The sequence below is a fragment of the Paenibacillus sp. TSM33 genome (assembly GCF_056099025.1).
In genome coordinates, this window is the sequence record NZ_JBLZXB010000017.1 from 1,321,287 (window position 1) to 1,343,215 (window position 21,929).

At 47.9% G+C, this 21,929-nt stretch carries 13 protein-coding genes; 4 read left to right on the top strand and 9 right to left on the bottom strand.

The annotated features are described in order from the left end of the window. Window positions 1–265: 265 nt before the first annotated feature. Window positions 266–1,549: a pectate lyase family protein gene (locus ACN6NF_RS17865; RefSeq protein WP_474318854.1), complete on the top strand. Its 1,284-nt coding sequence runs from the start codon at window positions 266–268 to the stop codon at window positions 1,547–1,549. A gap of 144 nt (window positions 1,550–1,693) precedes the next feature. Here ACN6NF_RS17865 and ACN6NF_RS17870 read toward each other — a convergent pair whose 3' ends face one another. The 5 genes from ACN6NF_RS17870 to ACN6NF_RS17890 form a co-directional block, all read right to left on the bottom strand. Continuing rightward, on the bottom strand, window positions 1,694–2,761 hold the full coding sequence (locus ACN6NF_RS17870) for an ABC transporter ATP-binding protein (RefSeq protein ID WP_016821906.1): 1,068 nt from the start codon (window positions 2,759–2,761) through the stop codon (window positions 1,694–1,696). Window positions 2,762–2,974: 213 nt separating this feature from the next. Further along, a complete protein-coding gene (locus ACN6NF_RS17875) occupies window positions 2,975–4,354 on the bottom strand; it encodes a sensor histidine kinase (RefSeq protein ID WP_474318855.1) in 1,380 nt (459 codons plus the stop codon). Between the two features lie 2 nt (window positions 4,355–4,356). After that, window positions 4,357–5,067, bottom strand: coding sequence for a response regulator transcription factor (locus ACN6NF_RS17880; protein WP_474318856.1), 711 nt, complete (start codon window positions 5,065–5,067; stop codon window positions 4,357–4,359). A gap of 181 nt (window positions 5,068–5,248) precedes the next feature. Then, the gene (locus ACN6NF_RS17885) at window positions 5,249–5,767 is read right to left on the bottom strand and encodes a hypothetical protein (protein ID WP_474318857.1); all 519 of its coding nucleotides are present in this window, start codon (window positions 5,765–5,767) and stop codon (window positions 5,249–5,251) included. Window positions 5,768–5,924: 157 nt separating this feature from the next. Further along, window positions 5,925–12,185, bottom strand: a complete 6,261-nt coding sequence (locus ACN6NF_RS17890; protein WP_474318858.1) for a WIAG-tail domain — start codon at window positions 12,183–12,185, stop codon at window positions 5,925–5,927. A gap of 189 nt (window positions 12,186–12,374) precedes the next feature. On the opposite strand from ACN6NF_RS17890, the gene fabV reads away from it, so the two are divergent. Together fabV and ACN6NF_RS17900 are read left to right on the top strand one after the other, a co-directional pair. After that, window positions 12,375–13,562: an enoyl-ACP reductase FabV gene (fabV, locus tag ACN6NF_RS17895; RefSeq protein ID WP_474318859.1), complete on the top strand. Its 1,188-nt coding sequence runs from the start codon at window positions 12,375–12,377 to the stop codon at window positions 13,560–13,562. 298 nt (window positions 13,563–13,860) lie between these two features. Further along, on the top strand, window positions 13,861–14,013 hold the full coding sequence (locus ACN6NF_RS17900) for a DUF1540 domain-containing protein (protein ID WP_474318860.1): 153 nt from the start codon (window positions 13,861–13,863) through the stop codon (window positions 14,011–14,013). A 73-nt stretch (window positions 14,014–14,086) separates the two neighbouring features. Here the strand turns inward: ACN6NF_RS17900 and ACN6NF_RS17905 are convergent, their stop codons facing one another. Then, window positions 14,087–14,389, bottom strand: coding sequence for a hypothetical protein (locus ACN6NF_RS17905; protein WP_474318861.1), 303 nt, complete (start codon window positions 14,387–14,389; stop codon window positions 14,087–14,089). Between the two features lie 93 nt (window positions 14,390–14,482). Continuing rightward, complete coding sequence (locus ACN6NF_RS17910) at window positions 14,483–14,854, bottom strand: DUF4190 domain-containing protein (RefSeq protein ID WP_017426778.1); 372 nt, start codon at window positions 14,852–14,854, stop codon at window positions 14,483–14,485. Between the two features lie 221 nt (window positions 14,855–15,075). On the opposite strand from ACN6NF_RS17910, the gene ACN6NF_RS17915 reads away from it, so the two are divergent. Next, window positions 15,076–15,663 (top strand): hypothetical protein, encoded by a 588-nt coding sequence (locus ACN6NF_RS17915; protein ID WP_474318862.1) that lies wholly within the window; start codon window positions 15,076–15,078, stop codon window positions 15,661–15,663. Between the two features lie 8 nt (window positions 15,664–15,671). Here ACN6NF_RS17915 and lpdD read toward each other — a convergent pair whose 3' ends face one another. Together lpdD and ACN6NF_RS17925 are read right to left on the bottom strand one after the other, a co-directional pair. Beyond that, complete coding sequence (lpdD, locus tag ACN6NF_RS17920; RefSeq protein ID WP_102998994.1) at window positions 15,672–16,022, bottom strand: prenylated flavin chaperone LpdD; 351 nt, start codon at window positions 16,020–16,022, stop codon at window positions 15,672–15,674. 186 nt (window positions 16,023–16,208) lie between these two features. Further along, window positions 16,209–21,713: a S8 family serine peptidase gene (locus ACN6NF_RS17925; RefSeq protein ID WP_474318864.1), complete on the bottom strand. Its 5,505-nt coding sequence runs from the start codon at window positions 21,711–21,713 to the stop codon at window positions 16,209–16,211. Window positions 21,714–21,929 lie beyond the last annotated feature (216 nt).

Below are 21,929 nucleotides of genomic sequence, written 5' to 3' on the forward strand. Positions count from 1 at the left end.
ATTCACTATAAAAACTCCATATAATCATATATACAATTCCTATTCCGTGTGATTGTTAACGTTTTCATTTATGAATCTGCATTTTGATTGGAAAAAGAAGGTCTCTATTGAATTATTTAAAAATTCGACAAAAATTTTAGTATGTAACTTTTATTATATTAACAAATACTGGTATACAAAGTATGATAGAACATGTAGAACCTACAGGAGCACCCGGGACTCCCTCGTTCGTCTACTGCATTTATCCAATATACGGAGGTATTTTATGAAAAAGAGATGTTCACTCGGAATCGCAGCTGTGTTACTGTTCGCTACTCTGGCTCCTATGGGTGCACCTGCTCATGCAGCAAGCGATATTGGCAAGGAGACACTCGGCAGCAAAAACGGTTGGGCCGCCTTTTCTACAGGCACAACAGGTGGAGCTACAGCTACTTCCTCCAATATTTTCACCGTAACGAACCGCAAACAACTTGTCGATGCGTTAGGTAAAAGCAGCAATACTACACCTAAAATCATTTATGTCAAAGGTACAATCAATGCCAACGTCGATGACAATAATAAACCGTTAGGATTGAACGATTACAAGGACCCTAAGTATGATTTCAATGCGTATCTCAAGGCGTATGATCCGTCTACTTGGGGTAAAAAGGTTCCTTCCGGTACATTGGAAGACGCACGTAAGGCATCACAGAAAAATCAAGCCAGTCGTATCGTTATTGAAATTCCATCCAATACAACGATTGTCGGTCTGGGCAACAATGCTATCATTAATGGTGCAAACTTCCAATTGAAAAAGGGTACCGACAACGTCATTATCCGCAATATTGAATTTCAGGATGCCTACGATTATTTCCCGCAATGGGACCCAACTGACGGCAGTACAGGCAACTGGAATTCAGAATATGACAGCATTACCATTAACGGAGCTACGCATGTGTGGGTGGATCACAATACGTTCAATGATGTTTCCCACCCCGATAGCGGAAATGGCACCTTCTACGGTCAAGAATACCAACATCACGATGGACTGCTCGATGTGATTAACCAAGGTGATCTGGTTACCGTTTCATACAATCACTTTTACGATCATGACAAAACATCCATTATCGGCAACAGCGACAGCAAAACAGCAGATGAAGGGGCTTTACGTGTAACCCTACATCACAATTATTATGAGAATACAGTACAACGCACACCGCGCGTACGTTATGGACAAGTCCATCTCTATAACAATTACTATACAGGTGATGTAAAACGCTCTGAATACCCTACACTATATATATGGGGGGCGGGCAAATCCTCTAAAATTTTTGCTGAAAACAATGTCATTGACGTTGCGGGACTATCCGCAGCCAAAATTGTGACTGTTTTTGGTGGAACTGCCTTGTCAGACACTGGCACACTTCTGAATGGACAGGCCGTTAACGCAGGCTCTAGCGTGGGTCTTAGCTCCTCTGTAGGCTGGAAACCATCCTTGAACGATAAAATTTCCCCGTCCGCCAGCGTGAAGGCAGAAGTCACTTCCCAAGCCGGTTCCGGCAAGCTGTAAGCGCTGCCGTATAATACAAATCACCACAAACTCATGCAACCTGAGTGTTACACCAAAAAGGCTGTTCCTCCGTAATAGTATTCCACATGGAGAAAACAGCCTTTTTTTATTTATCATCTGTTTATTTACAAATTATATATTGCTTTAACTGCCGTATTGTTCAACTAAAACCGGCTTTTCAAATGCGTTATCCAGCTTGCGAAGTTTAGCCTTCACCGCTTCTGGTGGCTCAACCGCAGGTGCATCTGGATGAAGCAACCATGATTTCACAAAGTGTGTATCGGACAATTGATAGAGTGGAGGCTCTTTCTCAAAGTCAATTTTCATGGCATAAGAACTACGAGCTGCAAAGGCATCCCCTACAGGTGGGTGAAGCAGATCCGGTGGTGTTCCCGGGATCGCAGCCAGCTTCTGACCATGGCTGTCCAAGCTAGGCATGGAAGCGAGGAGTCCCCATGTATATGGATGTTTTGGGTTATAAAAAATTTCATTAACCGTGCCTGTTTCCACGATTTGCCCTGCATACATAACAGCAACTCGATCCGCCATCTTCGCCACAACACCGAGGTCATGAGTAATGAAGATGATAGAAGTATCAATCTTCTTCTGAAGATCCTTCATCAGCTCCAAAATTTGAGCTTGAATCGTTACGTCCAGCGCAGTCGTCGGCTCATCGGCAATCAAAAGTTTCGGATTAGCAGCCAATGCCATCGCAATGACGACACGTTGACGCATACCGCCACTAAATTCATGTGGATATTGGTTAAAACGCTGTTCAGGATGCGGAATACCTACTAAATTCAGCAACTCAATACCCCGCTTGCGAGCAGCGTCCTTGGATATCTTTTCATGCTTGAAAAGCACTTCCGTGATCTGCTTACCAACTTTCATCGTCGGGTTAAGTGAAGTCATTGGGTCCTGAGAAATCAGGCCAATTTCCTTACCACGAATCTTTTGCATCTGCTTTTCCGTTTTATTAATCAGCTCTTGTCCGTCAAACATAATTTGACCCTTTTGATAAATGCCTGGAGGGGTCGGGATCAGCTTCATAACAGCTTGTGAGGTTACGCTTTTGCCTGAGCCGGATTCACCGACAATCGCCAGCGTCTCTCCTTTATTGACATGAAAGTTTACGCCACGAATGGCCTGCACTAGTCCCTGACGGGTCTTGAAAGATATCGTTAAGTCCTTCACTTCCAAAAGGCGGTTCATCTCATCACTCTTTCATTTATTATTCATCACTATTATTGACCACTATCTAAAAAAACGACGTTCATGAGTCAAGGTATATACGAATAATTTTACTCATTTAAGTACCTGCCAGTCAAGCAATATCTAAAATATCACCAAAAACCTCTCATGATATGTCATGTTAGTGGCATATATAAGCAGAAAAATGATCATTTTTAACCATTTTTGCCTCATTTATAACATGTGTTGAATGTAACTGAAGCGTGCACCACCTAATGGCGACCGTGTACAAAGTAGTTCTCCATTCAGCCGGGAGGCTATCTGACGGCAAATGGCCAATCCTAGTCCCGTGGCACCATTTGATCCGGTATAGAATCTTCCGAACACCTCGGCCGCTTCGGATTCGGTGAGACCTTCCCCATCATCATCTACATGCATAATCCACACAACCTCCGGTGTTGTCCCCGTCTCCAACTGAATGACAACCTCTGTGGAGGTGTGTCGAACTGCATTTTGCAGCAAATTTAATATCATGCGGAATAATTGCTCGGCCGGAACAGCCACATGCAGCCCCTCTCCCTCCACTCGCAGTGAGATCGAGCGTTCACTGGCCATCGGCATCAATAGATGCACAGCGTCCTCCGCCATACTTCTCAGATCAATCAGAGAGACAGGCCATTCCTCATTCAACGCCTCCAGCCTCGATAGCTGAAGCAACTTTTCCACCATATCAATTAATCGCTGGGATTGCACTTTAATAATGCTCAGTCCCTCGTCCTGGGATACCACTTGATCCTGAATAGCATATACATAGCCTTGAATGGACATTAACGGTGTCCTTAGCTCGTGTGATACATTTTGCAGAAATTCAATCTGGCTGTGGTGGTGGTGCTGAATGCGGGCCGACATGGAATGAAAGGTGCCTATCAGTTCGCCAATTTCGCTTTTGTCTGCCTGCGGAAAATCACTATCCTGTGGCTGATTCGGTTCATAGTTGCCTACCGCCTCTTTCAATCGTTTGAGCGGACGCACCAGACGTGAAACCACCATCAGACCAATAACAAGAATCACCAGAAAACTCGCTACGATCGACAGCAGCGTAGTTCTCATTAACGGTACATAGAGGGCTCTCAAAGAAGATAAGGGTGAGTATACAAAGATGCGGAAAGGTTGTCCGGGTAATTCTTCATTTGTAAACAGCACCTTTTTACCTTGAAGGACAGCAACGCCTTCATGAGTAGTAATCAGATCATGGGCAGACGGATGTACCGATGCAAAAAATCCTTGGCGGGTCAAAAGCAAACGCTCGATCTTTTTGCCTTCCATTCCAGAGACGCTGGAGTCGATGATGCGGTTATCCGTGCTTAAAATAAAGTAATCGGCAGATAAAAGTACACCCTTAATAACATAATTCAATTCCGCATTATCCAGTCGGTCAAAGCCTCCGTCACTCAATATATGGACGGCTTTGCGCGCCTGCTCATGAAGCTTGGATTTGGCCTGATTCACCAGAATGTCATCAATGAGCCTGATAAATAAGACCACCGTAATACAGACAGTAATCAGCATTGCAATGGACAGAGAAAGCAGAATTTTGGCTCTCATCGTACGCATGGCTACATCTCCTGAACCGTTGCTTTGTATCCAAATCCCCATACCGTGTTAATGACAAGCGTGGAGTGGCACTCTGCCAACTTTTTGCGAATACGTTTGACCAGATCATCTACGACTCTCACATCACCTATAAAATCATAGCTCCACACCTGCTGAATCAAATGCTCTCTGCCAAAAGGCCGTTCCAGATGATTCGCAAGAAACAGCAACAGATCGAATTCACGTGAGGTTAAATTCAACTCGCGTCCGTCTACTGTAACTTTACGATAGTCAGCAACAATACAAAGATTGCCTGCATGGCACATATCTGCGCTATCTGCTGTTTGCTTGTCATCTGATGTAGACGTTCCCGCCTTGCTCAGTCTCAGCATCGCTTTGACCCTTCCCACCAGCTCCCTTGGATTAAAGGGCTTGGTCAAAAAATCACTGCATCCCAATTCCAGCCCTTGGATACGGTCATTTTCCTCTCCGCGCGCGGAGATCATAATGATCGGCATTTCTGTAAACTCACGAAGCTGAGTCAGTAGAGAAAGCCCGTCAATGCCCGGCATCATAATATCAAGCACGAGGCAATCCGGACGATTTGTTCGGATATGCTCTACCAATGTTTTTCCACTGGAAAAGGAAGTTACCTCGTAGGATTCTTTTTTTAAATATTCAGATATTAATTGCAAAATGAACACATCGTCATCTACTACTACTATTTTTGTCATGGCCTTAACCCCTTGCCGTTGTTCTGGATGCTAGCATCCTTTCTTCAAGCTTAACAGAAGCCCAGCAGAATAGACAAAAGACGGGTATACCGTTCCCGGTCCCGTCTTTTCTTATCGTGAATCGCTGCTGTATATGCCAGGTGAACTGAAAGCCAACTACACTTCTACTTTATTTTCAACCTTATTTCTTAGTTGTTACTACTCTAGCTGCTGCCTTTGGAGCTGTTTTCACCGTTTTTAGAGCTGTTTTGGCTGGAACTGCTTTTTTTACTGGAGCTTTATGGGTTACTTTTTTAGCTACAACATGCTGTGCACGAGTTTTATGTGCTGCTGCCTTGCGATGAACAGCGTTATGTTTTTTCACATGATGTTTAACTGTGCGGTGTTTTGCTTTCACTGCTTTTGCTTTGTGGCTTGCCACTTTTTTCGCAGTGGCTTTTTTGGCAGGAGCTTTTTTTGCTTTGGTTGTTGCTTTATGAGCTGTTACAGCTTTTTTAACAGGTGCTTTCACCACAGGTGTTTTCGTTACAGGTGCTTTTGCCGGTGTTTTGCTAGCAGGAGTCGTAACCGCAGGAGCTTTGACGGCAGGTGCAGTGGTGGCTGGAGTTGGGGTTGCTGTAGCGGCGAATGCGCTGCTTGCTCCTCCCAGTACGCTTACTACGGTCAATACGGCTGCTGCATTTTTAGTCCATTTTTTCATGATTGAATCACCTCTCCTTTAAAGTATCTTTAGCTTACCAGGAGATTTCGGGATTTTTGTGGAGCAAATATGTGAAAAGTATATGAAAAAGCGTGCAGCTCCGTATCTGGAAAATACATGAGTCTGCACGCTATAAGTGTTGTAATTATCCCCTTCGCTAACCGATGGCAATCCAGGAAATAATACCATAGTTATGCGCGGTTTCACTCCACTTGGTTACGACGATCACCGCTCCATTAGTCGTCTGAGATTTCAGTGTTGCATGAAAGAGAGGATGGTTCGTCATCGCTACCAACGTGTAGTCCGGGTTCACAAATGGCTCCCCAAATACAATGGTTACTTCTGTCTCTCCTTCGCTTCCTTTTAAAAGAAACGGCGCTCTGCCAAACTGCTGTAATGCAGGCTGGTTCGCACAAGTACGAACCGGGGTGATGCTCAAATGCTCCGGTGTCACTGCGTTCAGTTCCAGCTCACGTGAGCCAACGGACCCTTCTGCCAGATGATGACCTTCGATGCTCTGCTCTGCCACATGATGACTTTGTACCGCAGCAGCCTGTAGATGATCTGGACCTACAGCTTCTGGGCTCAGCACCTCACTGTCGACGACCTGAGCCTGCAGATGGCTGCGGGATATACTGTTTGCCTGAAGTTTGTCGCCACTGATCCCTTCCTCCGGCAAAAGCCCCGAGAGATGAATATCTGTGGATAATTGATCCAGTGTCACCGAGCCGGGCTTTATGTGGTGCGAATCAATGACTTCCTTTGCAATATGATGGCCTTCAATTGCCTCCACAGCCACATGGCGGGACTCCACCGTTCCATCTGCGAGTTTGCCGGATGTCACTGCTCCATCCTGTATAGCTTGCTCTGACACCGCCTGCCAGCCGATATGCTGTGACTGAATAGCTCCTGCTTGCAAATGCTCGGATTGGACAGAATCCGGTGAAATGTGGCGGGACTGCACAGCCCCCTCGGCCAGTGCGGACTCTTGAATCACCCCATCGGACAAATGCTGGGCTTGCACGGCATGCTCTGTCAAATGTACGGAGCTTACGCTGGCTTCCGCCAGATTCGAAGCACGCACCGCTCGAAGCGCAAGCTTCTCAGCGTTCACGCTGCCTGCCTGTAGCGCGTGAACAGATACACTCCCTGGCGCAATATGCTGGATCGTCACTGCCGAAGGCTGCAAGTGGGCTGAGGTGACGGATTCCGGCGCCAGATGGCTCGACTGGATGGTCTCTTCTGCCAAATGATGGGCTTGCACGGCTTCATCCGTAATGTGCCACGGCTGTACGGAATGTGGAGATATTTTAGCAGCAGTCACGACCTCATCTGCCAATTTATCGGACGTAACGGACTCATCCTGTAATGCATCGGTCGATATAGCCTGGGATGCCAGATGCTCGCTCTGAATGGTTCCGGTTTGCAGATGATGCGGCTGGATGGATTCCATGGCAATGTGTACCGACTTCACTGCCCCCTCTGCCAGCGCTGTATCCCGTACTGCACCGTCTGCCAGATGCTGGGTGTGTACCGAATGTGCAGACAGATGTGACGGGCCGACGCTGCCTTCCGCAAGATTCGTTCCTTGCACCGAGTGCGCTGCCAACTTCTCCGCGGTGACGCTTTCCGCTTGTAGCGCACGACTAGACACACTATCAGGGGCCAGATGGTTCGCAAGTACCGCCGAAGACTGCAAGTGGGCTGAACTGACGGACTCTGGTGCCAGATGGCTCGACTGGATGGTCTCTTCTGCCAAATGATTGGCTTGCACGGCTTCGTCCGTAATATGCCATGGCTGTACGGAATGTGGAGATATTTTAGCAGCAGTCACGACCTCATCTGCCAATTTATCGGACGTAACGGACTCATTCTGTAATGCATCGGTCGATATAGCCTGGGATGCCAGATGCTCGCTCTGAATGGTTCCGGTTTGCAGATGATGCGGCTGGATGGATTCCGTGGCAATGTGTACCGACTTCACTGCCCCCACTGCTAGCGCTGTATCCTGCACTGCGCCAACTGCCAAATGCTGAGTGTGTACCGACTGTGCGGACAAATGCGAAGGACCGACGCTATCTTCCGCAAGATTCGTCCCATGCACCGAGTGTGCTGCCAGCTTTTCCGAAGTGACGCTTTCCGCTTGTAGCGCAAGACCAGATACACTTTCTGGTGCCAAATGGCTCGCAAGTATCACCGAAGGTTGTAAGTGAGCTGAGGTGACAGATTCCGGCGCCAGATGGCTCGACTGAACGGCCTCTTCTGCCAAATGATTAGCTTGCACAGCTTCATCTGTAATGTGCCATGGCTGTACTGAGTGAGCCGATAGCTTGGCGGCAGTCACACCCTCATCCGCCAATTTATCAGACGTAACGGACTCATCCTGTAATACATCAGTCGATATCGACTGGGATGCCAGATGCTCGCCCTGGATGGTTCCAGTGTGCAGATGGTGCGACTGAATCGATTCGGGAGCGATATGCACGGATTTCACTGCTCCCTCTGCCAACGCTCTATCCTGTACCGCTCCAGCTACCAAATGCCGGCTGTGTACGGACTGTGCCGACAGATGTGACGGGCCGATGCTGCCTTCCGCAAGATTCGTCCCTTGTACCGAGCGCGCTGCCAGCTTTTCCGAGGTGACGCTTTCCGCCTGTAGTGCACGACCGGATACACTATCTGGCGCCAAATGGCTCGTAAGCACTGAGGAGGCCTGCAAATGGCGAGAGGTAACGGATTCCGAGGCCAGATGGCTTGACTGGATGGCTTCTGTCGCCAAATGATTTCCTTGCACAGCTTCATCTGTAATGTGCCACGGCTGTACCGAGTTGACCGACAACTTGGCGGCAGTCACACCCTCATCCGCCAATTTATCAGACGTAACGGATGAATCCTGCAAAGCATCGGTCGATATGGCCTGGGATGCGATATGCTCGCCCTGAATGCTTCCAGTGTGCAGGTGATGCGGCTGGATGGACCCCGCGGTAATGTGAACCGACTTCACTGCTCCCTTTGCCAGCGTTGTATCCTGTACTGCACCAGTTGCCAGGTGCCGGGCGTGTACCGACTGAGCAGACAAATGTGACGGGCCGACGCTGTCTTCCGCAAGATTCGTCCCTTGAACTGAGTGGGCTGCCAACTTATCCGAGGTGACGCTTTCCGCTTGTAGCGCACGGCCGGACACACTATCCGGAGCCAGATGGCTCGTGAGCACTGACGAAGACTGCAAGTGGGCTGAGGTTACACTTTCCGGCGCCAGATGGTTCGACTGGATGGACTCTTCTGCCAAATGATTTCCTTGCACGGCTTCGTCTGTAATGTGCCACGACTGTACCGAGTGGGCCGACAGCTTGGCGGCAGTCACACCCTCATCCGCCAGTTTGTCAGATGTCACAGACTCATCTTGTAAAGCATCGGTCGATATGGCCTGGGATGCGATATGCTCGCCCTGAATAATTTCAGTGTGCAGATGGTGTGGCTGAATCGATTCCGGGGCAATGTGCACGGACTTCACTGCTCCCTCTGCCAGCACTCTATCCTGTACCGCTCCAGCTGCCAAATGCCGCGTGTGTACGGACTGCACAGATAGATGTGAAGGGCCGATACTGCCTTCCGCAAGGTTCATTCCTTGTACCGAGCGGGCTGCCAGCTTTTCCGAGGTTACACTTTCCGCTTGTAGCGCACGACCAGACACACTATCCGGGGCCAAATGTCTCGTAAGCACCGAGGAGGCCTGTAGGTGCACCGAAGTGACCGCTCCAGATGCCAGGTGTGTCGAGTCCACAACCGCCACGGCTAAATGGTTGCTTTGTACAGCTTCGTCCATAATATGCCCGGACTGCACTGCATGGGCTGACAGCTTAGTGGAGGTTACACTTTCCTCTGACAGTTTGGCAGAGGTAACCGCTTCATCCTGTATGGCCGGAGTGGCTATAGCCTGCAATGCAATATGCTCTCCCTGAATAATCCCGCTTTGCAAATGCTCGGATTGGATGGATTCTGCTGCAAGATGCTCAGACTTCACAGCATTCTGGGCTAATATCGTGTCCTCTACTGCTCCTGCTGCCAAATGTCTGGTTTGTACGGCCTGTGCAGCCAAATGTCCGGGTCCCACGCTGTTTTCCGCCAGGTTGGAAGCCTGCACAGCCCGAGCCGCCAACTTCTCGGAAGTGACGCTTTCCGACTGAAGAGCATGGCCGGACACACTATCCGGGGCGAGATGTTTGGTTTGAATCGAAGCAGACTGCAAATGGTTGGAGGTGACGGATTCCGGAGCAAGATGATTCGCCTCCACTGCCTCAACAGCCAGATGGTTGCTCAGCACCGCTTTATCTGTAATATGCCATGGCTGCACAGAACGAGCAGACAGCTTGGAGGAAGTGACACTGCCCTCAGCTAACTTAGGCGCAGTAATCGCCAAATCATTAATTTTATCCGTAGCCACACTTTCCGGCGATAGTTTCAACGAAGTAACGGCATGATCCTGCAAATGGTGGGAGTATACCGCACCACTGGCCAAATGCGCAGTTTGAACAGCGCCTTCGCCTAGTATGTCTGCGGTAACGGACTGTTCCTGCAACGCCGCGGTTCCGACACTGTCTTCCCCAAGATGCTTGCTCTGTACAGAGCTCTGGGCCAAATGGGTCGAATCAACCGATTGCGCCTGTAACGCTTTTCCACCCACACTGTTGTCGGCAAGGTGGTTTTCACGGATCACTCCCGTTGCAATGTGTACGTGGGTAATGGCTTGAGGCGCAATTTTATTTCCAGTTACCGCCCCTGTGCCAATTTTAGTTTCTATAACCGCCTCGTCAGCTATTTTGTCAGACTTAATCGCGCTGGAAGCAATGTGATTTTCCTTGACAGCCTGATTCGCTACATGGTGATCCAGCACTGCACCCTTCCCTATTTTCTCGCTTGTCACAGCCCCGGAATGCAAATGTTGCTCCGTAACCGCCTCTGGTGCAATATGATCCTTCCGAATAATTTCGGATTGAAGATGCACGGAAGAGACTGCCTCTGGAGAAATCTGAGGCCCTTGTATGGCTGCTGTTGCAATATGTCTGGTAAGTACCGCCTCATCGGCAATTTTGTGTGGGAGAATGCTCTGATCCGATATTTTGGATGAAGTGACGGATTGATCGACAATTTGCAATGAGCCTACAGACTGATCTGCCAGTTTATTGGAATGAATACTCCGATCCGCGATATGCCGTGCTGTCACTTGGCCCGTTCCAAGCTGCTCTTCCCCGATGGAGCCAGGACTGAGATGCTTTCTTTCAATCGCTCCTGCCTGAATGTGAGTGCTGGTGACTGCCTCAGACTCCAGATGACGCCCGCTGACAGCACCTTCCTCCAATTGTTCCCTGCCTACAATTCCGTTGGATAGCTGCTTGCGATTAATCGAACCGGGAGCTAGATGCCGGGCATGAACGGCATGCTCGGTCAGGTGTGCACTCTCAATGCTGCCTGCCTGGATTTTAGCTCCATCCACAGCCCCATCCCGCAGTTTGGAGGTGGTCACAGACTGATCACCCAGCTTGGAGCTATCAACAGCTTCATTCGCCAAATTGTTCGATTGAATTGTACCGCTGCGAATTTTATCCGAGGTGACCGACTGATCTTGAAGCATATCTGAGGACACGATCCATTGCTTGAAGTGACGGCTCTCAATCGAGCCATTGGCAATATGATCGCCGCTGATAATTTTATCCGCCAGCTTTTCTGGAGTGATGCTGCCATCGCGAAGTTTTTCACCACTAATAGAGCGATCCTGCAATTTACTGCCTGCCACTGATGCGTCAGACAGATGCTCGACCGTGATGGAGTCGGGGGCAATCTTCGAAGAAGTCACAGCACCGTCAGCTATTTTAATCGTATGAACAGCATAATCTGCTAGAGATTCCGTTTGGATACTCTCTTGTTTCAGCTTGCTGGAATCTATGGAAGCAGGAGCGATCTTCTCACCCGTCACAGCGAGATCACTCAAATCGTCTGTATAGATGAAAGCATTGTTTACATGCGGAGCCTTCTTATTGTTCAAAATTTCTTCCACATCAATTGGGTCAGGTTCTGGCTCTGGTTCTTGTTCCGGCTCCGGCTCCGGTTCTGGTTCTAGCTCTGGTTCTAACTCTGGCAGCGGGGGTTCTTCCATCAAAGCTGGAGTCTCCTCTACATCTGCGATCTCAACCTCTTTTTCCTGCAGAGCCTCGACTTCAGGCTCGACAACTGTCTGTAGCTCCGACTCCTCTGTAGTTGGGGGAGGCGGAGAAGCAACTTGATGAAGTCTTGCTTCTGTCTCCCTCTCCGCAGGCAGTGGCTTTGAGCGTTGTATCATACTTAATTCATTCATATCCGGGTCAATTACACGATAGAGCGGCTTTTTGTTTCTGTTGGTTTTGCGGCTCTTGTTCTTCAAGCAGCTCTCTCCCTTCTCATGTTTATCGTTACAGCATCATATGCAGACTCTTAGGCACTTGCCACCCTGTACAGGGATACACTTTTAGGTAAAAAGGATACTTACTGAAATCCACGTTTGAAAAAAAATTGTTAAAAGTTAAAATAGTAAGGGTGAAGATTGCTACAAGAAGAGAGGAATTACAATAACATGATTATCAAACCAAGAACACGTGGCTTTATCTGCACCACTGCTCATCCGGTGGGCTGTGCCCAACATGTTCAGGAGCAAATTGACTATGTACAAGCCCATCCTGCTATCCACGGACCTCGTAATGTGCTTGTGATCGGGGCATCTGCCGGATATGGGTTGGCTTCTCGAATTACGGCCGCTTTCGGTGCGCGTGCCAATACAATTGGTGTATATCGTCCTAGCAATGCTACGGCTACACGCACAGCATCGGCAGGCTGGTACAATTCTGCTGCATTTGAAAAAGCCGCTCAGGAAGCTGGGCTTAAATCTTTAAGCGTGACGGGAGATGCCTTCTCGGATGAGGTCAAAGCCAAAACGGTGGAAGCCATTCGCGAAGAACTGGGACAAGTCGATCTGGTGATTTACAGTGTTGCTTCAGGTCGCCGCACCCATCCCCGCACAGGCGAAACGTCTAATTCCGTGCTCAAACCTATTGGTGAGGCCTACACGAATAAGACCGTTAACTTCCACACCGGTGAAGTCAGCAGCGTGACGCTCGAACCAGCTACAGAAGAAGAAGTACAGGGGACTGTAGAGGTTATGGGCGGTGAGGATTGGAAATTGTGGATTGACGCTTTGCGTGCAGGCGGTGTACTCGCTGATAACGCCACTACCTTCTCTTTTTCGTATATCGGTTCAGATATTACCCAAGCCATCTACAGAGAAGGCAGTATCGGAAGTGCAAAAGATCATCTGGAGGCGACAGCACGTCAACTAAACAACCAGCTGAAAACGACGGGTGGACGCGCCTTCGTTGCAGTCACCAAAGGACTCGTTACCCAATCCAGTTCGGCCATCCCTGTCGTTCCTCTGTATATTTCCGCTTTATATAAGGTGATGAAGGAGAAAGGTCTGCATGAGGGGTGCATAGAACAGAGCTACCGCCTGTTTGCCGAGCGTCTGTACGCACCAGAAACTGCTGTAGATGAAGAAGGTCGTATTCGCATTGATGATTGGGAACTGCGCGAGGATGTGCAGGCAGAAGTTGCGAAAATATGGGAGGAACTGACGACCCATAATATCTATGAATTGTCAGATATTGAAGGATATCGTCGCGAATTTTTCCAGCTGTTTGGCTTTGAATTCGAGGGTGTGGACTATGATGCTGATATTGATCCCATCGTAAATATTCCTAACGTGCGCTAAGTCTTTTAGTACCGCCATTCATTTAGAAAAACATAAAAAAGCTGTCTCCGGCAGAAGAACATTTCAGTTCTGCATAGAGACAGCTTTTGTTTTTTAATTAAAAGGAACTCTTGTGTCTATTTGGATCTGCAACATGACGCAAACATTGCAATTTTAAAATTGTTTTGATATTGTACAAGTAGGCATAGCAAAATCCCTCTTCTTACCAAGAGGGTAAGCACAGTTGGACAAGTCCTACCTTGACTGACTGTGATTATATTTGCTCAGCCCATCACATTCCTATAAGGAGGTGAACAATATGGCAAAAGACGTACTGTGCGAAGTCAACTCATGTACGTACTGGGCTCAGGATAATAAATGTAGCGCAAGCTCCATTTATATCGTAAGCAACAAACCTGAGAACACTCACACGTCCGAAGAAACAGACTGCAAAACCTTTGAAGCAAAGTAAACCTTGGTTTTCAAGCCAAATCATAGCTTTATCATGAAGGAGCCCCTGCCAGGGTTCCTTCTTTCTTATGATTCTAACAAGAATGATAATTATTATCAAGTCCTTTTTGACCTATGTTATAGAAAATACTATCCTCTCCTATACATTCACTTTCTCGAAGTTTTTTGACTTCGCTTGAGACAAAAAAAGAAGCGTCACCCTGAACGAGTCGCTTCTTGTGCTTGACCTTTTGTAATTGTTCCTGTTTGGTCGGCTTCATTCGCGTGTGCTGCGAAATCTCGCCATAATGATCATTCGTTTTGCGGCTCTGTGCCGCGCAATAGATCCCGGCGCGTTTCGCCTTGCTTAACGCTTTTTGTGTTTGAGTACGTGCCATACAGCTTCACTCTCCTTGATTGGACTCCCTCTATCATAGCATCCAATAGGCAAATCGTGAATGGTTTGTCTGACTCAAGCATTCTTTAATTCATTAAATGTCTGAAAAAATATCCGAGTCACCACTAGAAGCCGCCACAACAAAAACAATAACCAAGAAAATGATAATCAGTGCATAAATTAGTGTGCCGATAATACTACATACCAGTCCAGCAATAGCCATGCCTCTGCCTTGCTCACCATGACGATTAATTTCCTTCAGGGAAAGACTGGACAAAATAATACCTACAATTCCGATGATCAACCCAAGATAGGGAATGACAACAGATAAAATCCCGAGCACCATCGACGCAACAGCTTTACTATTTGTAGGTGGAACTACTGGGGGCTGGTTAAATGGGGCGTTATAATCGTTCGACTCCTGGAAAGGATCGGAAGATCGAGGCTCCTTGTACAAGTCACTCATCTGTTTAATTCAACTCCAATAATTATAATAGCAATATATAAGTTCTAGGGTACCACAATCTTACAAATCAGGACAGTACTTATTTCAATTTTTTAAATTAGAACATCAAAAAGAAGAAGCATAGCATCTTAGCACTTTTTGAGATAACCAGGCATACAGTATTGTACCTATTACAGATAAATTGCGCTCCATAAGAGCATCCTACCAAGGAGGACGGAGCTATGTTATATCGTGGAACAGCCCGCAGAAAGGGCTCGCGTCACCAACGTTTACACGCAGAGACACTTCGGAAAATATCCGCCGCCATGCTGCCATTTTATAAAGCTATTGCAACCCGACGTGCTTTTGCCGTCCAATGGTCACGCGCTATCGTTCAGGGTAATTTGGACCGGATGAAATCCCTTCTCTGCTCGGTAGCGCCATTTGCTGCCAAACAAGGCTTAGGCACGAATGGGATCGGCTACTTTATTTCCTTTTTAGCTCAGCCACCGATGCTTTATTATACGAACGGTACGACGATTCCACCCGGGACGGTACAGTTTACATTTGAACCCAAGGTTCATCGCGCCATTGCCAAAGCCGTTTTTCCGCTATATCGCGAATTGGCACGCAATGAATGCTTTGCTTCTGCCTTAGCCAAAGCGATCAACAGGCAAGACCAGCGTGCAGTTCAGGTAATGATCCGTAGTTTAATTCCATCCTCTGCGCTAAAATCTGTAGACATTGAGGATAATGGATTTGCATTGCTTTTTAAGTATCCCTTTAGTAAATATCCCTATCGCAATCTACTCTTTCAGGAGTTCACTTAAAAAGGTCGCTACAAGCGTACTTGCTTAAGTTCTTCAATGAGCTCTTTTCCCATTTGTATAGCCATATCTGTCAGCATTCGGATTTCGTCCTTGGTTGCATGATCCAAATGCGTCCCACAGCAAATGGCGAAGTTACCCGCAAACTCTTTACGCAAGCGAACTGCAATTTCTTCAGTAATATAAAATTCCTTGTGGTTTTGCAATTGCACGGTTTGAATCGGCTCAAGCCTAGCTCCTGCTGTAATCGTTCCCAAGTGAGGCTGATCACCGCCTGATATGAGCACAACGATATCTTCCCCCATAAAATAGGCATCCAGCACAAGACGGATACGTCCGCTTTCTTTTTCCAAATGAATCATATGATCCTCTCCTGCTAAAAAAATATTATTGTGAAACGATTCACTTTTTAGAGTACTATTCATTGTATCGCTTCCTGAACTGTTGGACAAATTTAAAAGGCCCACAGTAGCCTCTATTAACAGTGGCTTGCTGTGGGCCTGCATTGCATTCTAAAAAATCTTCTATCCTCTTACTCTTACTTGCTGTTAACGGATCGTGATGGTATGAACTGCCTTACCGTTTGCGCCGTCATTATCCGTCACTGTTAGCTCCACCGTATACGTTCCGGCTGTGGTGAATTTATGCTTCACTTTCGAACCAACCGCCGTATCGCCATCGCCAAAATTCCAACTGTAGCTGACGATCTCACCATCTGCATCACGGGAGGCTTTGGCGTTAAATTGTACATTTTTGTTCTTCTTGGCTGAGTCATTCGCCTGGATAATAGCTACTGGCTTTTCATTCGATGTAGGTGGATTCGGACCAGGGCCCTCTCCTCCACCATGGGTTACATACACTCTTCCCGGTGCCTCCGTCTCCACTTCATTCCCCGCTGCATCCCTTACCCGGATCACGATGACTCCGCCTTCCAGGTTCAGAGAAGATGAAGTGAAATAAGTCCCTTCATAGTGGCCTGACGAAGTTTCATTTAATGGAATTTCGTTACGGGCCAGAGTGGACAGGTTAAAGGGCAGTTCCACATGGAAGGATGCCTCCAAACCGGATGCACTGTCAAAAGCTACTCGTACTGGCTGTCCTGGAGTGATACGTACATCCTCAGCAGGACTAATATTTTCAAGTTTCGGCAGCGCTGTATCGACATACACCGAGCGTGTAACAGTCGTTTCGTTTTCGGCAAGATCTTTGGCCGTTACCGTAATTTGATTTTCACCTTCATTGATAAGCAACCGTTTATTAAAGCTGCCGTCACTTCCGAATTCAGCGGGCTCGCCGTTAATCGTCAATTCGCTGAGGAACTCGTCATACACCGTACCGGTTACACTGACCACCCCCGCGTTCGTACGTGCTCCCTCACCAGGCGAAGTCAGGATCAGACCAGGCTTTGTCTGATCAAGCGTCACGACCACCGGTTCGGAACGATCGGTTACTTTGCCATATACCGCCGCTTGAACACTTAGTGGATTAGCACCTGGCTGAAGATCGACCGATAAACTGAATTGACGATCCTTCACTTTCGTTGTGCCAGCCAGCTCTCTGCCGTTAAAGAGCTGGATATCAGCTCCTTCTGCCGGAGAAGTTCCTGTTACGGTAATTGTATCCTCCTTTGTATACGTGGCCTTCGTAGGAGTCGTAATCGTTGGAGCATTGACCGGATATCTGACGATCGCCCGGATCATGTAGTTCCCTTCCTCTTCAGGGGATTGGCTCCATGTGCCGCTTACACCTTGCCAGCTGCGAAGCGCATTGGGGCTGTTTTCATCTGTAGCAAGACCCGGCGACTGTGTGCCTACCGCAGACTGTGTATATACAATATAGAAATCGCCTTGAACCGTCACCGGCTCTGGAAGCTGTACCGTCGTCCATTTTGTCTCATCCCGTACAGCTGTTCCGTCAAATGGACCAGCCAATAGACGTCCAGGTGCTCCTGCTGCACCGGAGGCGTCATAGACAGAATATTGGAATGTCGTTCCTCCCGGATTCGGGAAAGCAGAGTTCCAGAACAACAGTGATGCTCCTGTCACCTGTGCCACTTCCGACTCAGGTGTCATTCTCACTGCCCATGAATTGCCTGCCGCGTTAAAGGCTCTGGCATTTTCTCCTGTACCGTCATCATAGGCGATGCCTCCTTGGAAACCGATGAAAGGCTTCAACGTGACATTCGCTTCAACACTGCCGTTTGGAGGAGCAGTCACGGAAACACTGTCACTGTAATAATTTTCGGCTGCGATGGACAATGTGTATGTTCCTTCCAGTACGTCCAGCGTAAATTCTCCAGCCTCATTCGTCTCTACCGGAGCAATACGTGCATCTTCGAGCACCAATACTTTCGCTTTTTGGATCGGTTCACCGGATTGCTTGTCAGTAATAACCCCGTGAATTGTACCGTGAGGGACAGCCTGGAGACTAAAGTTTGCTCTGATGACTTTGTTATTCTCAATCGTGACTGCTTTCGTCTGAGGCACGTAACCGTAGGCTTCGGCCTTCAACGTATAGTCACCCGCTACATGAGTGAAGCTGTATTTGCCCGTGGTTGGGTCTGTTTTCACCGAACGTCCAGTTTCCAGCACCGTAACCGTAGCACTAGCTGGAAGACTGTCGAGACCGACACGTCCACGATCCACTGATGCTTCTGCCGGCTTCACTTTTTCCTGGAATTCACTCTTTTCAGTGCTTGTAATTTTGTACAGCGGGAATTGTTCTTCCGCTTTTTCCAGCTTGATATTGGACTCAGGTACGATATCCTTGGTCACTGTCGAAGCTGGAACACCCAGCACACGGAAATCGTCAATATACCAGCCATTTTTGTTCACACTGTTATCCGATTTTAAGCGGAAGCGAACTTGAATCTCATTGCCGGTATAGCTATCCAGATTGTAATAAACAGGAGTCCACTTTTTCCCAGTTGTATTATGCGAGAATTTGCCCACCTCACTCCACGTGTCGCCATTGTTTTTGGACACTTCTACATATCCGTAATCATAGCCGCCCTCAATTTCAAACCAGTGATTAAAGGTCAGTGTTGCGTTGCGTATACCATTCAAATTAATTTTTGGAGAAACCAGTGAAAAATCAGCACCGTTCTCATAGTTGCTATCGAGATCGGTGGCCCACACATTCGGTTTGGACACTGCGCTTTCCGGTCCTACTTCCTTAGGAATGCCGCGTTCCCATTCATCCTTGGTCCCGGAATGAGTCCAACCATTGTCTGAGCTGCCGTCAAAATGATCGCTATACAGCGTATCCGGCACGTCCACTCTTAGTGAAGCCTCGTTCGACTTGACACCTTCATTACCGCTATAATCCTCGGCCGCCACTGCATAATGATAGGTCGCACCACCGACAGTGATCGTATCCGTGTAGGTCAGCCCAGAGGTTGTACCGATGGAAGTATAATTTTTGCCGGACTGGGTTGAACGATACACCTTGTACTGCTTCACATCTTCATCAGAGGAAGCACCCCAGGCGAGTGTAACATTGCCCACAGTATCTGCTTCAGCAGTCAAATGGCCAGGGGCAGCAGGGGCAACGCTGTCTGGTTCCTGAATGGACAGATCGTCAATATACCAGCCATCTTTCACGATTGTATTGTCACTAGTAAAGTTGAACAGGAGGTATACCTTTTGACCCGCAAACGCTCGCAAATCAAGATATTGTGTTTTCCAGCCATTGCTGGTGCCAGTAAACGATAATACCTGCTCAAACGCATTCTGATTGTTTGTGGTCGCTACATACACTTTGCCGAAATCAGAATTGTTTTCAAGATCGTACCAATGCTTGAAGCTGACCAGTGCACCTTTGGAACTTTCAGTTAGATCGATTGGAGGGGCCACAAAATAACTGTTGGAGTTGGTTTGGTATTGGCCTTCGAGATTGGTCGCAATGACCTTTGTACCCGAATGCGCGCCTTTAGGGCCGCTTGTCGGGGTTCCCCATTTCCAAACACTACCCTGACCCCCGATATTGATACCGGCGATGTCTTTTTCAAAGTCTTGTGTGTAGCCTGGTTTAACACCTTTGGAGACATTCACCTTATATACTTCCGTTTCAAAACCATTATTACCGAAATCATTTACACGAATATAATATTCCAAACCTTTGCTATCCACCAAAAAGGTCGGAATGGACGCTTGATATGTACCGTCTTTGCTGTCTCCAGAGGTCCGCTCCAACGGAATATATACATAGTTTGACGAACCCGCTGTTTTGGCAAAAGCCTCAACGGCTGTTACCCCGACATCATCCGTTACATGAGCAGTCAAAGGTATATCAATACCCTCAAATGCAGCTGAAGGCGGTGTATGTTCAAGAACAGGCGCTTCCAGATCGTCGCCACCCGTTACGACTTTACCAGATACAGAGCCCAGACCCTGCATGACAGATCCGACTGCATCAAGTGCATTAATGACGCCATGTCCATACCCATTGTTTGGCGAAGTAGGATATGTGCTATCTGTCCGAGGGGTAGCTGTGTTTTCCAAAATTTCCTCCAGCTGGTCCACGGTAAGAGAATGATTCGCTTGCAACAGCAGAGCAGCAAGACCTGCAACATGAGGACCCGCCATGGAAGTACCGTTATATCCACCTTTATAACCGCCACCGGCTACGGTGGAACGAATATTTACACCTGGCGCGGAAACCTCGGGCTTGATCTCACCGTAAGGTGAGGGTCCCAGCAATGAAAAGCTTCCCAGTTTATCATTAATATCGGTTGCCCCAGTGGCAAAGGATTCCGGATAGTTGGCCGGATTGGCTACCGATCCAGGTCCGCCCGGATTGGAGAGGGAGGTATTCCCTGCGGAGAATTCGGGGAAGATTTGAGCATCCCGCCATGCCTGAACTACAGGCCGGAACCATTCATCAAGACCCGGTCCGCCTCCCCACGAGTTGTTCACTACATCTGGAGCAAGCTCGGGATGAAGATTACCTTGGGCATCTTTTGGCGCAAGCAGCCATTGGCCGCCGTCCAGTATAATCGCATCTGTCGTTTCCGGATTAAAAATCCGAACCGCAATCCACTTCGCACCAGGGGCAACGCCCACTCGGTTTGTTCCATTTTCCTCGGAGCCAACCATCGTGCCCATCGTATGCGTACCATGGGAATCGTCTTCCTGATCGACCGGAAGCGCCGCATGACTATGCGGATCATACCAGCTCAATTCTGGATTCACGACATTGCCTGCCGCATCCAGACCACGCCATTTGCGATGCAGAGCTGGATGCGTGTAGTCAACGCCTGTATCGAGGTTGGCGACCACGATTCCGGTTCCGTCGATTCCTTTTTCCCACACTTGTGGTGCGTTAATATGAGATATGTTCCATTCCACTGTGGATGGGTCCACAGCATTCTTACCTGTATTACCGGGCAATGCCGATGTTTTGCCATCGTCCTTTTCCGGTTCTACAGCTTTCTGAGCTGTGTCAGACTTTGCCGTTGCTGCCGCTGCTGTTCCAGCCGCTTGGGTGCCCGTGTCCTCTGGCTGCTTATCAACCGTTACCTTTTGCAGATAACGTGTTTCATTCGGTACAATTTTATCGACCTCAGGCAGCTTCGAGATATGATCCAGCACCTCCTTGGTGCTCGTGACAGCCAAAGCATTGACTATAAAATAGCTTTTATATTCCTTTACTCTGCCGCTCTCCGATTCCTTATCCAAATAACTTTCAAGCCCGTATTGGGTTCTGGAAGCCGTTTCACGTAGAGAGCTGATCACATGGCTGCGCACAGCCATTTTAGCAGCGGAAGGTGTTATTTTCTCAAGTGAAGCCTTTTGGAGAGCATTTTTGGAAACCTTGTTCGTATCTACCTGTTCTTTTAATTTGACCAAATAGGTAACATAGTTGTTCTCCTCAAACTGTTTGGTCAGCTTCGCGGATACCTTCGCGGTCGTGACCTTGTGCGAGGCTGATTTCAACTCCAGCTTGGAGCCATCCGGGGTGTTTTTCGCCAAAGCGGGTTGAACAAATGAAAAGGCCATAAGCAAAGAGAGTCCAATAGATAACGGTTTCTTGAAACGTCTAGGTTTAATCAATTACTTCTCCACTCCTTTTACTAGGTTTAATGATTCTGGAATAACCTGTACAAGAGTCAGACCTCATGCCTTGCACATCAAACATGCGGGTTGCGCAATACGATGTGTTAGCGACCACCTCCTTCATAGATTAATAGAGAGGTCCATAAATATTTGGCTGTTCATAGATGGCAATACTTCGTAGGTGAGTTTACGATCCAACATAGCAAGCGGTGA

Excerpts from the sequence above, each read along its gene's own strand:
- ACN6NF_RS17865 (WP_474318854.1), top strand. The coding sequence starts at position 266 with ATGAAAAAGAGATGTTCACTCGGAATCGCAGCTGTGTTACTGTTCGCT.
- ACN6NF_RS17870 (WP_016821906.1), bottom strand. The coding sequence starts at position 2,761 with ATGAACCGCCTTTTGGAAGTGAAGGACTTAACGATATCTTTCAAGACC.
- ACN6NF_RS17875 (WP_474318855.1), bottom strand. The coding sequence starts at position 4,354 with ATGCGTACGATGAGAGCCAAAATTCTGCTTTCTCTGTCCATTGCAATG.
- ACN6NF_RS17880 (WP_474318856.1), bottom strand. The coding sequence starts at position 5,067 with ATGACAAAAATAGTAGTAGTAGATGACGATGTGTTCATTTTGCAATTA.
- ACN6NF_RS17885 (WP_474318857.1), bottom strand. The coding sequence starts at position 5,767 with ATGAAAAAATGGACTAAAAATGCAGCAGCCGTATTGACCGTAGTAAGC.
- fabV (WP_474318859.1), top strand. The coding sequence starts at position 12,375 with ATGATTATCAAACCAAGAACACGTGGCTTTATCTGCACCACTGCTCAT.
- ACN6NF_RS17900 (WP_474318860.1), top strand. The coding sequence starts at position 13,861 with ATGGCAAAAGACGTACTGTGCGAAGTCAACTCATGTACGTACTGGGCT.
- ACN6NF_RS17905 (WP_474318861.1), bottom strand. The coding sequence starts at position 14,389 with ATGGCACGTACTCAAACACAAAAAGCGTTAAGCAAGGCGAAACGCGCC.
- ACN6NF_RS17910 (WP_017426778.1), bottom strand. The coding sequence starts at position 14,854 with ATGAGTGACTTGTACAAGGAGCCTCGATCTTCCGATCCTTTCCAGGAG.
- ACN6NF_RS17915 (WP_474318862.1), top strand. The coding sequence starts at position 15,076 with ATGTTATATCGTGGAACAGCCCGCAGAAAGGGCTCGCGTCACCAACGT.
- lpdD (WP_102998994.1), bottom strand. The coding sequence starts at position 16,022 with ATGATTCATTTGGAAAAAGAAAGCGGACGTATCCGTCTTGTGCTGGAT.